This window comes from Bacillus sp. OV166 (genome assembly GCF_900177675.1).
In the GTDB taxonomy this organism is placed as follows: Bacteria; Bacillota; Bacilli; order Bacillales; family Cytobacillaceae; genus Neobacillus.
Genome location: NZ_FXWM01000001.1, coordinates 1,769,608 through 1,783,957 on the forward strand (window position 1 = coordinate 1,769,608; position 14,350 = coordinate 1,783,957).

Annotated in this window: 16 protein-coding genes and 1 pseudogene; 12 read left to right on the forward strand and 5 right to left on the reverse strand. The window is 36.7% G+C overall.

The window, feature by feature from the left end; translation table 11 throughout:
* Positions 1–283: 283 nt before the first annotated feature.
* The 5 genes from adhE (at position 284) to CCK98_RS08445 (ending at position 5,534) form a co-directional block, all read left to right on the forward strand.
* A complete protein-coding gene (gene adhE / locus CCK98_RS08430) occupies positions 284–2,884 on the forward strand; it encodes a bifunctional acetaldehyde-CoA/alcohol dehydrogenase (protein WP_088086168.1) in 2,601 nt (866 codons plus the stop codon).
* A complete protein-coding gene (locus CCK98_RS34750) occupies positions 2,874–3,047 on the forward strand; it encodes a hypothetical protein (protein ID WP_179195675.1) in 174 nt (57 codons plus the stop codon). Before adhE ends, CCK98_RS34750 begins: the two co-directional genes overlap by 11 nt.
* A 69-nt stretch (positions 3,048–3,116) precedes the next feature.
* Positions 3,117–3,716 carry a hypothetical protein gene (locus tag CCK98_RS08435; RefSeq protein WP_256942286.1) on the forward strand — a complete coding sequence of 200 codons (600 nt, stop codon included), beginning with the start codon at positions 3,117–3,119 and terminating at the stop codon, positions 3,714–3,716.
* A 19-nt stretch (positions 3,717–3,735) separates the two neighbouring features.
* Positions 3,736–4,464 (forward strand): hypothetical protein, encoded by a 729-nt coding sequence (locus CCK98_RS08440; RefSeq protein WP_088086170.1) that lies wholly within the window; start codon positions 3,736–3,738, stop codon positions 4,462–4,464.
* Positions 4,465–4,466: 2 nt separating this feature from the next.
* A complete protein-coding gene (locus CCK98_RS08445) occupies positions 4,467–5,534 on the forward strand; it encodes an alpha/beta fold hydrolase (RefSeq protein WP_256942287.1) in 1,068 nt (355 codons plus the stop codon).
* Positions 5,535–5,609: 75 nt separating this feature from the next.
* Here the strand turns inward: CCK98_RS08445 and CCK98_RS08450 are convergent, their stop codons facing one another.
* Entirely contained in the window at positions 5,610–6,326 is a 717-nt protein-coding gene (locus CCK98_RS08450; protein ID WP_256942288.1) for an alpha/beta fold hydrolase, read from the reverse strand.
* Positions 6,327–6,538: 212 nt separating this feature from the next.
* Here CCK98_RS08450 and phaQ point away from each other — a divergent pair, with 212 nt between their 5' ends.
* From phaQ to CCK98_RS08475, 5 genes and pseudogenes are all read left to right on the forward strand, one after another.
* Entirely contained in the window at positions 6,539–6,976 is a 438-nt protein-coding gene (gene phaQ / locus CCK98_RS08455; RefSeq protein WP_088086172.1) for a poly-beta-hydroxybutyrate-responsive repressor, read from the forward strand.
* Positions 6,957–7,556 (forward strand): hypothetical protein, encoded by a 600-nt coding sequence (locus tag CCK98_RS08460; protein ID WP_179195747.1) that lies wholly within the window; start codon positions 6,957–6,959, stop codon positions 7,554–7,556. The genes phaQ and CCK98_RS08460 overlap by 20 nt, the downstream gene beginning before the upstream one ends.
* A gap of 465 nt (positions 7,557–8,021) precedes the next feature.
* Positions 8,022–8,405 (forward strand): annotated as a pseudogene (locus CCK98_RS08465) (C40 family peptidase); the annotation flags it as partial.
* Positions 8,406–8,638: 233 nt separating this feature from the next.
* Positions 8,639–9,469 (forward strand): undecaprenyl-diphosphate phosphatase, encoded by an 831-nt coding sequence (locus CCK98_RS08470; protein WP_088086175.1) that lies wholly within the window; start codon positions 8,639–8,641, stop codon positions 9,467–9,469.
* Between the two features lie 221 nt (positions 9,470–9,690).
* Positions 9,691–10,119, forward strand: coding sequence for a CotY/CotZ family spore coat protein (locus CCK98_RS08475; protein WP_088086176.1), 429 nt, complete (start codon positions 9,691–9,693; stop codon positions 10,117–10,119).
* Between the two features lie 64 nt (positions 10,120–10,183).
* On the opposite strand, the gene CCK98_RS08480 is transcribed toward CCK98_RS08475, so the two are convergent.
* Positions 10,184–10,990: a glycerophosphodiester phosphodiesterase family protein gene (locus CCK98_RS08480; protein ID WP_088086177.1), complete on the reverse strand. Its 807-nt coding sequence runs from the start codon at positions 10,988–10,990 to the stop codon at positions 10,184–10,186.
* Between the two features lie 254 nt (positions 10,991–11,244).
* Here CCK98_RS08480 and CCK98_RS08485 point away from each other — a divergent pair, with 254 nt between their 5' ends.
* Both CCK98_RS08485 and CCK98_RS08490 read left to right on the forward strand, forming a co-directional pair.
* On the forward strand, positions 11,245–11,340 hold the full coding sequence (locus CCK98_RS08485) for a YjcZ family sporulation protein (protein WP_026566235.1): 96 nt from the start codon (positions 11,245–11,247) through the stop codon (positions 11,338–11,340).
* Between the two features lie 33 nt (positions 11,341–11,373).
* Positions 11,374–11,514 (forward strand): YjcZ family sporulation protein, encoded by a 141-nt coding sequence (locus CCK98_RS08490; protein ID WP_088086178.1) that lies wholly within the window; start codon positions 11,374–11,376, stop codon positions 11,512–11,514.
* 26 nt (positions 11,515–11,540) lie between these two features.
* On the opposite strand, the gene CCK98_RS08495 is transcribed toward CCK98_RS08490, so the two are convergent.
* From CCK98_RS08495 to CCK98_RS08505, 3 genes are all read right to left on the reverse strand, one after another.
* Complete coding sequence (locus CCK98_RS08495) at positions 11,541–11,963, reverse strand: YkvA family protein (protein WP_256942289.1); 423 nt, start codon at positions 11,961–11,963, stop codon at positions 11,541–11,543.
* Positions 11,964–12,087: 124 nt separating this feature from the next.
* Entirely contained in the window at positions 12,088–13,821 is a 1,734-nt protein-coding gene (locus tag CCK98_RS08500; protein WP_256942290.1) for an AAA family ATPase, read from the reverse strand.
* Between the two features lie 142 nt (positions 13,822–13,963).
* A complete protein-coding gene (locus tag CCK98_RS08505) occupies positions 13,964–14,224 on the reverse strand; it encodes a hypothetical protein (RefSeq protein WP_088086179.1) in 261 nt (86 codons plus the stop codon).
* Positions 14,225–14,350 lie beyond the last annotated feature (126 nt).

A 14,350-nucleotide genomic window follows, 5' to 3' on the forward strand; every position in this document is an offset into this window, starting at 1 on the left:
TCTCTCGAAAGAAGAGTTTATGGCTTTTTTCATATATTTCTTCCTGTCAAAAGCGAAGGTGATGAAATATCATGTTGCGTAAATTTCGAACATTTAGTGAATTTTTTAAAAATGAATGGGTATTCATTCATTTTTGTGCGCAATTCGACAAATTTCGATTTATCGACCGTGATATATTTTAGCCAGTTAAAGAAAAGGGAGTGGCCTTAATAGCATTTGAATTATAAACAAACCTATATTCAGTCGAATTTCCGAAATGAAATGAATTTGGAGGAGATATTAGTTGGCAGTTGAAGAAAGGGCAGTAGATAAACAGATGATTACTTCAATGATTGATACATTAGCTAATAACGGTGCGAAGGCGCTCGGTGAATTCCGTTGTTTCAATCAAGAAATAATCGACGAAATCGTCAAACAAATGGCTCTCATCGCACTTCAAAATCATAAGAATCTAGCAAAGTCTGCCGTTAGTGAAACTAGAAGAGGTGTTTATGAAGATAAAGTATTCAAAAACATGTTTGCCACAGAGTTTATTTACAACAATATTCGAGGTATGAAAACTGTTGGTGTCATTAACGAAAACGAAAATGAAGGAATGGTAGAGATTGCCGAGCCAGTTGGTGTCATTGCGGCGGTCATTCCGATTACAAATCCGACGTCCACAGTTATTTTTAAATCATTGATTTCGCTTAAAACAAGGAATCCAATTATTTTTGCTTTTCCGCAATTTGGGCAAAAATGCTGTACTGAGACAGCAAAATTACTTAAGGAAGCCGCTATTAAGGCAGGGGCTCCAGAAAATTGTATTCAATGGATTGAAGTTCCCTCACACGAAGCTTTTCAGGCCTTAATGAAGCATCCGAAGATATCCCTCATCTTAGCAACAGGTGGACCAAATTTAGTAAAGGCGGCTTACAGTTCAGGCAAACCTGCACTTGGAGTTGGCGCTGGAAACGTCCCTTGTTATATTGAAAAAACCGCTAACATCAAACGCGCAGTTAACGACATTATCTTATCAAAAACATTTGATAATGGCATGATCTGTGCTTCTGAACAAGCTCTTATAATCGATCAAGAAATTTATGAAGAAGTAAAGCAAGAAATGATAGCAAATAATTGTTATTTTCTTAATGAAGAAGAGCGATTAATGGTGGAAAAGGTTGCAGTTTTTGAAAAAACCAATTCTATCAATCATTTAATCGTTGGATTGCCCGCCTCGATGATAGCTAAATTGGCAGGAGTAAATGTCCCGGTAAATACCAAGATCCTCATTGCTGAATTAAAGGGAGTAGGTCCGAAATATCCGCTTTCATGTGAAAAACTAAGCCCGCTTCTTGCCTGTTATAAGGTTAATAGTTTTGCAGAAGGCATGCATATTGCTGAGGAAACATTGGAATACGGTGGACTTGGACACTCAGCTGCGATTCATACAGCTGATCAAAATTTAGTAGATATTTTCGCACTACGGATGAAAGCCGGCCGAATCATGGTCAATACACCATCGACCCATGGGGCAATTGGGGATATTTATAACACATCATTACCGTCATTAACAATCGGATGTGGAACTTATGGGGGGAACTCGGTGTCACAAAATGTTGGAGCACAAAATCTGATAAATATTAAAAAGGTTGCAAAAAGAAGAACGTTTACCCAGTGGTTTAAAGTGCCATCACAGATTTTCTTTGAGAAAAATTCAATTCAAACGCTTGCTTCAATCCCAGAAATCTCAAAGGCATTTATTGTCACCAGCGGAAGCCCTGTGAAAAATGGCTATGTCGACAAGGTTCTTTATTATCTTAAAAAGAATCCAAGTAAAATCCAATTTGAAACATTCTCCGAAATTGAACCAGAACCGGGCATTGATACGGTTATGACTGGTGCGGAAAGAATGAGAAAATTTCAGCCGGATTGTATTATTGCCCTTGGTGGTGGTTCAGTAATGGATGCTGCGAAAGCAATGTGGTTATTCTACGAACAGCCAGAAACTGATTTTCATAGTTTAACGCAAAAGTTTTTTGACCCAAGTAAGAGAGTTGTAAAATTCCCAGCTCTTCGTGGAAAAGCAAAATTTGTTGCGATTCCGACTACTTCTGGGACGGGTTCAGAGGTCACAGCTTTTTCTGTCATATCAGATAATAATGCAAATATTAAATACCCACTTGCAGATTTCCAATTGACACCTGATGTTGCAATTATCGACCCGCAGTTTGTCATGACCGTTCCAAAGCAGGTTACTGCTGATACAGGGATGGATGTCCTGACACATGCAATTGAGTCCTATGTCTCAGTATTGGCGAATGACTATACAGATGGACTTGCATTGAAAGCAATTCAGCTTGTCTTTAAGTATTTGCCACTTGCTTATAGGGACGGCAGTGATGAACTAGCTCGCGAAAAAATGCACAATGCATCGACAATTGCTGGGATGGCTTTCGCCAATTCTTTCCTAGGGATAAATCATAGCCTTGCCCATGTATTAGGTGCAGAATTTAATATCCCGCACGGACGTGCCAATGCGATTCTTTTGCCGCATGTAATCCGTTACAATGCAGCAAAACCAAATAAATTCATGACCTACCCTAAATATGAAAGTTTTATTGCAGACGAGCGCTATGCTGAAATTGCCAACATGCTTGGCCTGCCTGCAAGTACAACGGAGGAAGGTGTTGAAAGCCTAATTCAGGAAATTATTAAGCTTGCTGAGGACCTGGAAATTCCAATGAGTATCGAAGCAAACGGAGTCAATAAAACAGAATTTGAAAGCAAAGTAACAGCTCTCGCAGAACTTGCCTTCGACGACCAAGACACAATTGCCAATCCAAAACAACCATTTATTAGCGAACTTGCGGAGATATACCATCAGGCATTTAGTGGGATATAAACTTAAAAACCAGACATTAACAAAACAATTTTTTGCAAAAATCAATCTTGCACCATATAAAGTGCCAAAAGAAATTGAATTTCTAGACGAACTCCCTAAATCATCAGTAGGCAAGCTACTTAGAAGAATGCTCCGAAAAGAACATGAAAAAGTGGAGGTTTAAAAAGGAGATATTTATTTGTTTTAAATTAATAGTAGGATTTCACTAATATTTCTTGAAAGGATGCGAGTAATGATGACTGACAAAAACGAAATAGAAAAAGACGCCAGTGAAGCACAACTTTCTAGCTTAGATATCCTCTGGCACAAAGCATTTAATGAATTAGACGAATGGGCCAAGCGAGGGGATTTCCGGGATGAGGTTTTCCTGAAAGAGGCAATGTTTTTTGCTGACAGCATCAAAAGGAATCAAGGCAATATAAAAGCAATATCAGAAAAATTTAATAAGGAATTTGCCGAATGGGAAAGAACTACAAGGGAGGAATTTTTGATGTCCACCACTACTCTGCAGCATTTCTTCCCGTTAAGGTCGTATGAAGAAATCAATGTCCAGATTGATCAAATTCAAAAAAGAACTATGTTGATTCTACACAAACCTTTTCAAACGATTACCCACAATCAAGCTATGGATAAATACCTTGAAATTATTGATCAATATATTGCTGTAAGGAAAAAAAGCAGGAAGCAATATATAAAAACCGTTAAACAAGCTGGTAACCTTATCTATGAAAATCAAAAGGGGTTTGTCAATCTTTTTGCGAGACAAATCAAATCACTAATGTTCCCATTAAATAAATACATGGAAAAAGTAGAAGAACATACAAAATCATAATAACAAGGAGCGATCATAAATGTCTAAGGAAAAAGTATATGATCCATTTCTAAGATTCAGAAGAATTAGTGAAATGTGGGAAAACCAATTGAATGGTCTGTTATACAAGATAACTGATAATAATGAGTTTGTTCGTTTGTTAAAGGTTGGTACGGAAAGCCATGCACGGTACATGGAGCTGTTAAGAAAAAACCAAGAACTCATGGCTGGGGTAATGAATATTCCAACGAAAAAAGATGTTGCTAATGTAGCAAAGTTGTCGCTTCAAACGGAAGAAAAAATTGATATTTTAGAAGAACAAATTTGGAATTTGCAGGATAGTTTAGGTTCGTTAAATAACGAAAATTCGGCTATGTTTCAAGAGATGGTGAGCATCGTTAAACAAATGAAGAATGAATTCCAAAAAATGGCCGAAGAAATAACGGGAACACAAAAACTTAAAGAAGATTTTCAAGAATTACGGCAGGGTCTTGTAGATATAAAAATTATCCAAATTAATCTTCAGGAGTTGCGCAAAGAAATAGAGGACATTAAGGGAATCAAAGCGGAGTTAAAAGGAATTAGTGATACATTTGAATCTGTAAAAATTCAAGGGGATTTCCAGGAATTGAAACAAGGAATAACAGAGATATCGGATATTAAGAAGGAGCTAGCAAAATTGAAAAGTCTTATGCAAAAAGGAAAGACAAAAGACAAGGAAAAAGAACTGACTCTTACTGGTGCTGGCACGAAGGATGAAAGGGGTTGAAAATGATGAGTTCTAATGCATCAGTTACATATTTTATACCACTTCTGGATGTTGGAAAAGAATCAGCAAGGTGGAATAGAGTCTATAAAGTCTTAACAGAACCGAAGCCGGATATTGTCTCTACACCAAGAGAGATTATTTGGAAAAAAAATAAATCAACCTTATATTATCATCCGGCAAAAGAAAAAAAGTATCAGGTTCCATTGTTTATAGTCTACTCACTCCTTAATAAACCTTATATTTTAGATATCGGCGAAGGGAGCAGTGTAGTAGGCGGACTAACAGAACGAGGATATGATGTCTATTTTCTAGATTGGGGTTCTCCAGGTTACGAAGATAGTGAAATAACCCTTGATGATTATATCCTTGATTATTTGGAAAATGGCGTCAAACGGGCCTTACGACATTCCGTGGCAAAAGAAATATCGATGATTGGCTATTGTTTAGGAGGGACTGTTGCCGCCATCTTTGCTTCTCTAACGAAATTACCGATTAAGAATTTAGTCCTTGCTACAGTTCCAATTGACTTTAGCATTGGCATTGTTCCGGATAAGTGGTTAAAAGGGCTGCAAAAAGGGGTAATTAACTTTGATCGTCTTTCTGAAGTGTATGGAGTAATCCCATCAGAAATTATGTATGGATTGTTCAGAGGACTCTCTCCAGTCTATGTGAGTCCCATGATAAACCTAATTTCCCGAGCGCATGATGCAGATTATGTTGAAAAGTGGCGGCGGATGGATAAATGGACAAAAGACTCGGCATCGTTTTCGGGTGCAGCGTTCAAACAGCTATTTAATGATTTATATAAAGATAACAAACTCCTTAAAGGAGAGCTTAAAATTGGCGGTAGAAAAGTAGATTTAAAAAATATCACTTGCTCTTTCTTTGTCTTCTCAACTTCAAGAGATACGCTGATATTAGAGAAGCAAAGCCTTCCTGTTATTGACATGGTATATAGTGAAGATAAAACCTACCAGGTTTTTGAAGGCGGGCATGTCTCACTAGCCTTAACTGGGAAATTTGCTATTTTCGCAGATAAGTGGCTATCCTCTCGTTCGCAAGAAATTTAGGATTTTCTCTCATAAACTGATAGGGTATAGGAATAATTGATAAGCGGGAAGAACCCCATCCTTTCCGCTTATCATTTATGAAGCTCTTTTTTGTTGAACGAGGAATTTTCGCAGGAGGTTATTAAATCGCTCTTTTGCTTCCAGTTTGGCAAGATGACCGGTATTCCTCATAATAATAAATTCAGAATGCGGGATTAATTTGTGCATCCAGGCTTGAATCCAAATCGGCAATATAGAGTCATATTGTCCCCCAACAATAAGGGTTGGAACATTTACCATCGGTAATAACGATAAATTATTGACTTCAAAGCATGCTACCAAGGAGTCAATAAAAATATGTTGTTTAGGTTGGAAAAACTTATTGAATTTTTCAAGCGTTTCTTTATTCCAAGAGTAAAGTGCCATGCGTGCTGCAAATTCCGAGTGTTTACCTGATGTTGTAATTCGTTCAAGTTTTCCTATTCGTGAATCAAATAATAAACCCTTTAGTTTTTTGGGGAAATAGTGGAATGAGCTTATTAATAGGAGTGTACGACAGCGGTCGGGAGCTTGACGGTAAATTTCCTGTGCAACGGCACCACCCATTGATAGACCAAGAATATGTGCAGTTTCAATTTCTAACTCCTGCAGTAAACCAATTATGTCTGAACCAAAATTTCGAATCGAAATTCCATCCGATTTATTGCACGCCCCATGACCGCGTAAATCAGGGATGATCAACTCAAATTGATCTGCTAATTCATATTGGTCTTCCCAACCTTCTTTTACTTCACCTAAACCATGGATCAACACCAATGGTTCCCCCTTACCCAAGTGTAAATAAGGGACCCCCGACTTACTAATTTTTGCTTTTTCCAGTTCACAGCACCTTCTATTTTTATTAGTTTATTACCAAAGTAGGTAAATGTAAACTTTGATATTTTACTTTTATTCATATTTATTTACTATGTTGACAAAATATTACCCATAAGTGTAAAATACATATAGAGTGAGGTGATTAAGATATGGTGAATCAAGACAATCAATCAATTAATGCTTCAAAAAATTTTGTGCTACCATTTATTTTATTACTTCTTAGTAAGGTTTCTCTTCATGGATATGAGCTTAGCCAGAAGCTAGAGGCATTCGGGTTTAAGACACTTGATCAGGGAAATTTATACAGGTTGTTAAGACAACTTGAAAAGGACGAGCTGTTATCATCTGAATGGGATACTAACGGGAGTGGTCCTGCTAAAAGAAGGTACTCCATAACTAATGCCGGGATTAAATACTTAAAGGGATATGCCAATCAACTAGAATCCTACCAATCGTTATTGGATCAATTTTTCAAAATGTATTCCAGTTTCTTTGAGCTCTATATGCCTTCATTTCATAAGAAGGATTCCATAGAGAAAGTCAATAATAGACAGAGGAGGAATGACGATGGCACAGAAGAAAAATGAAACGGTTCTATCTGCAGTAGAAACAATTAATCAAGCAGTAGAGGAATCGGTAGCCGTAGGTTCATTTGTTAACACATTTTGGGATCAATTCGAGCTATCACGTGAACGTGCAGAACAGTTACGGGAAAATGGTGAGGATGCATATATTAATGTATTAAAGGAAGTCATCAAATTTAATAAGCAATTTAGGAAATCCGTTTCAAATTTGTATCAACAGTCGAAAACAACTAACAAGGAAATAGTCTCAGAACTGATTCATCAATTACCATTCGGTAAAGAAGATGTCAAGGACGAGGTGTTACCAATACCCGAAACTGAAGAACTTAAGAAACAATTTGTAGAGGTTTCAGGACAATTAGAGAACCTCGCTCTTACACCAATTAAGTCTATCTTTCATGTTGTTGAACAAATGGAAGATAATATTGAAAAAAGTGCAGAATCTAGTGTAGCTTATGGACGTGAACGCCGAAATGCATGGCTCCAAGTAAGGAAGGAATATGTTGAATTTGCAAAAGATTCTCATTTGAATCTTGTTGACAGAAGCAAATCCAGCTTTAAAGAATTCATTAAACCGCAATAATTATTTTTACCTTCTAAGGAGAATAATAAACTTTGAGGATCCACATAGGTAAATTTTATTCTATATTAGAACCACAATCTCTTTTCATTAAGAAACAAGAGATTGTGGTTCTTTTATTTTCGTTGGACTTTAGAGTTTAGCTAAGAATGAACACTTTGTTAAATCCTTTCCAAAAGTTACCGATGAAATGTTAATGTAATATTATTATTACCTAGTTGACAAATTTAGAAGTTATACTTCTATTTAAGAGAAAATAGGATGATACAGGTTTGCTTTATTGGAATTAAGAAGGCAGGGGTGTAAAAGCAAGAAAAACTTACTGTAATGGCAGATTTACAAATGCAAGATGGTACGCTTGCATCAAAGGAAGCACAAATAAAAAGTGATACCTCTAAGGATGAGAATACCGAACCTGTTAATATTAATGTTTCGATACCAACTACCACAAATGAAGCACTTAATATTGTCATCCACGCAGGTGATAAGTACATAGGGAACTCTGTTTATGTTTTTGGCGGGGGAAGAAATTCTTATGATGTTGCCAATGGAAGATTTGATTGTTCTGGATTTGTTGCATGGGCGTTCAGACAGGCAGGGATTAAAGTTGGTGCCCATACCGATATTTTGAAAAATACTGGAATCAGAGTATCAAGGAGTGAAGCACGACCTGGGGACCTTGTATTCTTTGATACTTATAAAATAGACGGACATGTGGGGATATATCTTGGTGGAGGTAAATTCATTGGTTCACAAAGCTCGACGGGGATTGCGATTGCAGATTTAACGAGTGGTTACTATAAAAAGAAATTTAATGGACATGTCATGAGAATCATCAACGGCAAACAATAATTAAATGCTGTAGAGGAAATTGTCTGATGTGGCCATGTAATTTAGCGGGCCACATTTTTGTTTGTGGAGAAAAGTAAATAAATGAAACTATTACATGAATTACGTCGTTATTAATAACGAGAGGTAAAAATAAAAAAAATATTGCAAAGTAGTTAGTTAATGAGTAGAATAAATAGGTTGTAAATCATCATGACTTACGATACTGTCGCAATAGGTTAGGAGTAAATCATAACATGGAATTACTAATTTTTATTAAAGCCATTATCCTTGGATTAGTAGAAGGTTTAACAGAATTTGCACCAGTTTCCTCCACAGGGCACATGATTATCGTTGATGATATGTGGTTGCAATCTGAAAAGTTTTTGACGCAGCATGGAGCCAACACGTTTAAAATTGTTATTCAACTTGGTTCGATTCTTGCGGTTGTCGTCACCTTTAAGGACCGCTTCATCGATTTATTAGGTCTAGGCCGCTTCAATAAGAAAGTTGTTAACGAGCAAGGCCGTCTTAAATTAACACAAGTTATTGTGGGATTAATTCCTGCAGGTGTTCTAGGCGTTCTCTTCAATGACTATATTGATGACCACTTATTTTCAACCGCAACGGTTTTAATTGGTTTAGTAATTGGTGCTATATTAATGATTCTTGCAGATATTATTGGTCCAAAACATCCGAAAACACAAACAGTTGATCAGATTTCCTATGGACAAGCTTTGGCTGTTGGTTTATTTCAATGCTTATCCTTATGGCCTGGATTTTCTCGTTCCGGATCAACTATCTCAGGTGGCGTATTACTGGGAATGAGTCACCGTGCTGCAGCGGATTTTACCTTTATCATGGCTGTGCCAATTATGGCAGGTGCAAGTTTACTCTCCTTATTAAAAAACTGGGAATATATGACGATTGATGCCTTGCCATTCTTTATTGCAGGATTTATTAGTGCCTTTATTTTTGCGTTATTATCCATCCGCTTTTTCTTAAAGCTAATTAACAAAATTAAACTTTTGCCGTTTGCAATTTATCGCATTGTTTTGGCATTAATTCTTTATATTATTTTCTTTTAAATTTTAGCCAGCTTACAAAATGTAAGCTGCTTTTTTTTTGTTACAAACTTTGCAGCCAGTTTTATGTTTATTTACCCAAATAAACATAAACGGGTAAGAACCTATCTAGAAATAATTAGTCATTTACCCGTTTTCCGTAAGAAAGTTGCCTATACCACAATTGCTGAATAGAATATTTTAAAATAAGTGGATTGTTCAACGGGACGGAAGGAGGGAAAGACATGGAAAAAGGACGGTGCGAGGAGCATTGTTTATGTAATGAAATGGAACAGTTGCTTGATGAACAACAAAGATTATCCTTTGAAGGTTTTCAATTTGTATGCGATGAAATTGGGTTTGATACCATTCCCTTTGTCCTTTCTAATAGTAAATGTCCATTTGAGGTATTGGGGAAAACGAAGAGTGGTCTATTTTTTACTACTCAAGTATTCAGATTAGAAAAACTTGATTCATGGCATTGCTGTGCAAAGCTATCGCTGCTTTTGCCTGTAGATATAGATGGTTTTCCAGTAGACCTTTGTGACGAAGTATTTTCATTAATAAAAACGAATAACTGTGTTTTAGTTGATCTATCTTGTTTTTGCAGTATTCAACCTTTATCCCCGAGATTAGTTAATCGGGAACTTCCCATTGTTGAACCGAAATGTTAATAAAATGAGCAGATTAGGGTCTAATCAGGAAATAAAATATAGACCCAGACCCTAATCGATTTTCTTAACACAAATCTGGAAAGTCAGTAATAATACCTTCGACATGTAGATTTTTTAAAGTATTTACCTCATTCTTTTTTTTCGCTGTCCATATAATCGTTTTTAATCCATGTTGATGAATTCTTTTAATAAGCCTTTTATTAACCATGGTTATTTTAGGATTTACATAAGAAACATAACTTGCAAAAGACCTTAAATCTTTATTTGAAATAATATTTACACCCGAATTCTTTACTAAAACTCCAATCGGGATGGAAGGAAGCAGTTCATGAAAACGTTTAAGTGAACCACGATCAAATGATTGAATAATTATATGATTTTCTCCTGATGTTAAATTTCTTTTGATTAGTTCTTCGACAGTCTTTTCTACAATTTGCGGGTAAAGTGAGGGTTTTTTTAATTCAAGTAAAATACCAATTTTTCCTGCAAACTCATCGAAAAACTCAGCGAGGGAAGGGATCTTCTCACCAGCAAATTTACTATGGAACCAACTTCCTGCATCAAGGTTTTGAATTTCTTTCAAGGTGAGGTCCTTTACCTTCCCTTTCCCATTCGTTGTCCTGTTAACGGTTGAATCATGAATCACGACCAATTCACCGTCTTTTGTCATTTGGACATCGATTTCAAGGTAATCTACACCTAAGTCTACGGCTTTCTTAAAAGATGCAAATGTATTCTCAGGGCAGTATCCAGCTGCACCTCTATGGCCAATTTTCAAGGGAGAGTGTTGTTTATCCTTTAAGCTTAACCGTGTCATCAATCGATAAGATACCATGAAAATCAGAAACAAAAGGGTTGCGGCATTCCTCAAGTTTGGGACTCCAATCTAAATATATATATTTGTGAACATGTTATGAAAAACAGTGGCAATTGTCAACTAAACAAAGAGAATTTTATTAAAATGAATTCAGCTAGATCATACTTTTCTATTTTGATAATTGCTTTTTGTTGCTAAGAATGGGCTTCTTCTTTTTTTTCAAAACTGGGTAATTTGGATATGTGTCTATCGCACATTTTTATCCATGTGAATAGGATATATGGAAATCAGAAAAGGAGGTAATGTAAATGTCTGGTGCAGCAGGTGGCTACGGCGGCGGATTTGCCCTACTAGTCGTTTTATTTATTTTGTTAATCATTATTGGGGCTTCATGGTGCTACTAAGTTTTCTATTAATATAAAAAGGAGGTCATGAAAATGTTTGGATATGGTGGATATGGTGGTGGCTGTGGCTACGGCGGTGGCTACGGCGGTGGCTGTGGCTACGGCGGCGGATTTGCTTTAATCGTAGTATTATTTATCCTCTTGATTATTGTAGGTGCAGCTTGTTTTAGATAAGAATATAAATAGGTGAACCCGCTTGGTTAATCAAGCGGGTTTTCTTGTGCAAATATATTGGCTCGTTTCCATTTACTAAATGCATCTAATTCGCTGGAAATTTTTTTTACTGTAAAGCCAATCAAGGCGGCGTCATCCAATATGCCAAGCCCGATGATGAAATCTGGTACTAAATCAAGTGGTGAAACAAAATAAAGCAGGGTTCCGACAACGGTAAGAATTGTACTGGGAGAGACATTTTTATATTCACCCTTCGAATAAGATTTAACCAGATCAAAAAATAATTGCAATTTTTCCCAAACTTCTTCTAAGTTTTGTTTTTTCTCATTTGCCATTTTTATTGCTTTGTTTAGTAAGCCTTGTGTTTTTTGCTGATCGCCGAGGAAATCTTTAGCTTTGACATTATATTTTTGCTGCTCTTTTTCAAAAATCTTCTTTTTACTTAACAACCTGTCCACTTCCTTTTTTAAAAGACCATCCTTAGTGTTCCACCAAATTAAAAAAACCATGAGATAATAAATCACAAAAAAAACAAAAACCAGGCGCATGAGCACCTGGTTTTCTACTACTATATTAAACAATGTTTTCATTTAAATTAGTCTGCGTTCCCCATACAATATCTTCGATTTCAGAGCCTTCAAGGGTTTCTTTCTTTAATAAAGCCTCGACTAATTGCTGATACTGATTATGATGACTATTAATGAGGTTTTCTGCTTTTTCTAATGCTTTGCCAAATAGTTCTTGCATTTTTTCTTCTTTATCTTGTTTATTGAAGGTCAACTGGAATCCTTCTTGAAGCATTCCGGTATCCACCATTTGTTCAATGATTTGTTTTGCCTGCTGCACGTCTCCACCAACTCCGATACTGTGTTCACCCAAATGCATTCTTTCGGCAACTCCGCCGGCTAATACCATTGCCACACGCTCTAGTAAGTCACTGGTTGTCGACAAGTGTAGTTCCTTTGGAATGGGTGCAACATAACCCAGCGCCTCACCGCGAGGGATAATGGTTGCTTTTCTAACAGAACCTGGCTTCGTTAGTGATGCCACAATGGCATGACCTGCTTCATGTATGGCAACCCTCCGCTTTGTTTCAAGGTCTTGCAATGAACGGGAAGTACTCCCTAAGATGGTTCTATCAAGGGCATAGTCAAGATCATGCTTCTTAATCATATCCTGCCCATTTCGAACGGCTCTCCTACTTGCCGTTTCAAAAAGGGACTGAAGCTCTGCACCTGAAAAACCAGAGGTGCTTTCTGCTAATTCATCTAATTTTGAAAGTACATCTTTAGCAAAAGACTTACCTTTAGCATGAATACCAATGATTTCTCTTCTGCCTTTTGTGTCAGGCAGCGGTACATGAAAGGAGAAGTCGATTCTTCCTGGTCGCAGAAAGGCTTCATCAAGCAAGTCTTTTCTATTGGTTGCAGCAATAAATAGAATTCCATCATTTGAATGTCCGCCATCAAGCTGTACAAGTAATTCAGTTAATGTTTTTTCTGCTTCCTCGCCACCATGTGCCTTTCTTTTAGCAGCTAGAGCATCTACTTCATCGATGAAAATAACAGCTGGACTTTGCTTTCTTGCAGTTTTAAACAAGGAACGGACCCGACTGGCCCCTACACCAATGAACATTTCATTAAAAGCTGATCCACTGGCTGTAAAAAATGAAGCATTTAGTTCACGAGCAATTGCTTGAGCAAGTAAGGTTTTACCAGTTCCAGGAGGTCCGTACAAGAGTATGCCTTTCGGTGGTTTAATTCCTAATTTTGTTGCTCGTTCCGGTTCTTTTAGGGTAGTAAGTGTTTGTAATATTTCTTCCTTCATTTCGTCTCCGAGGCCACCTACATCTTTTAAGCTAATAGAAGGAAGTGCGCGAGAATTGGCGACACTATCTTTCATTGAATTATTTAATCCGAGGCTGCCCTTTGTTTTTTGAAGAGCCAATGCTGCTCCAGCCAGAAGAAGAATAACACCACCCAAAATCCACTTTCCATATTTACTGCTAGTGGAGTATGAGTATTCGATATTATATTTTCCAACCAGTTTGTCTAACATTTGACTATTGGGAGGAACATGGGAAATAAATTCGCCTTCCCTTGTTTGAATATATAGGCTCCCATCAGGTTTTTCAATTAGTTTAACTACTTTTCCTTGTTGATCTTGAATGGTTTTCTCAACAGAAGAGAAGGGAATAGCGACTTCATTATTTGTGGTCTGGACGACCCAGATCGTTCCTGCAATAACTAATATAAACGCTGCAATTAGCGGAATAAACTTTGAAACTTTTCGTATACTTTGATTCAATGCCTTCATCTCCTTCAACAGAATACTACTCTATTATAAAGGTATTTCCAGAAAAATGGATGTGGGAATCGTTGGGAAACTCTTGTGTCGTAATGAAAAAACACCAGCACTTTTTTGAATAGTGTGGTGTCTTTAATAAAGATTAGGATAATAGACGTAGATGTGGAATAATTGGCATCAATACACTCTGAGCAATCACACCAATGCTTGCACCTATACTCGATGCTTTACTCCATTTAAAAACATGAACTTTTTTGTCTTTTCCTTCATACAAAAATAATAGCTGTTCGCCTTCCTCAGCAATTCCAATTTTTTTATAAGAAATGTTATTCTCCTTTAAAACAATATCAAAGGCTTTATGCAATAAATTTATGGTCTGTTGATCAATTTTTATAATATTCATTTCCCGTTACCTCCGTTGTGATTATGTATGAACGGTCCTTAATACAATGATTTCCGCGTACCTTCATTATATTCTTTCTGAACACGGGATTAAAGAAATAATCGATGCTGATTCATATTGAAATAT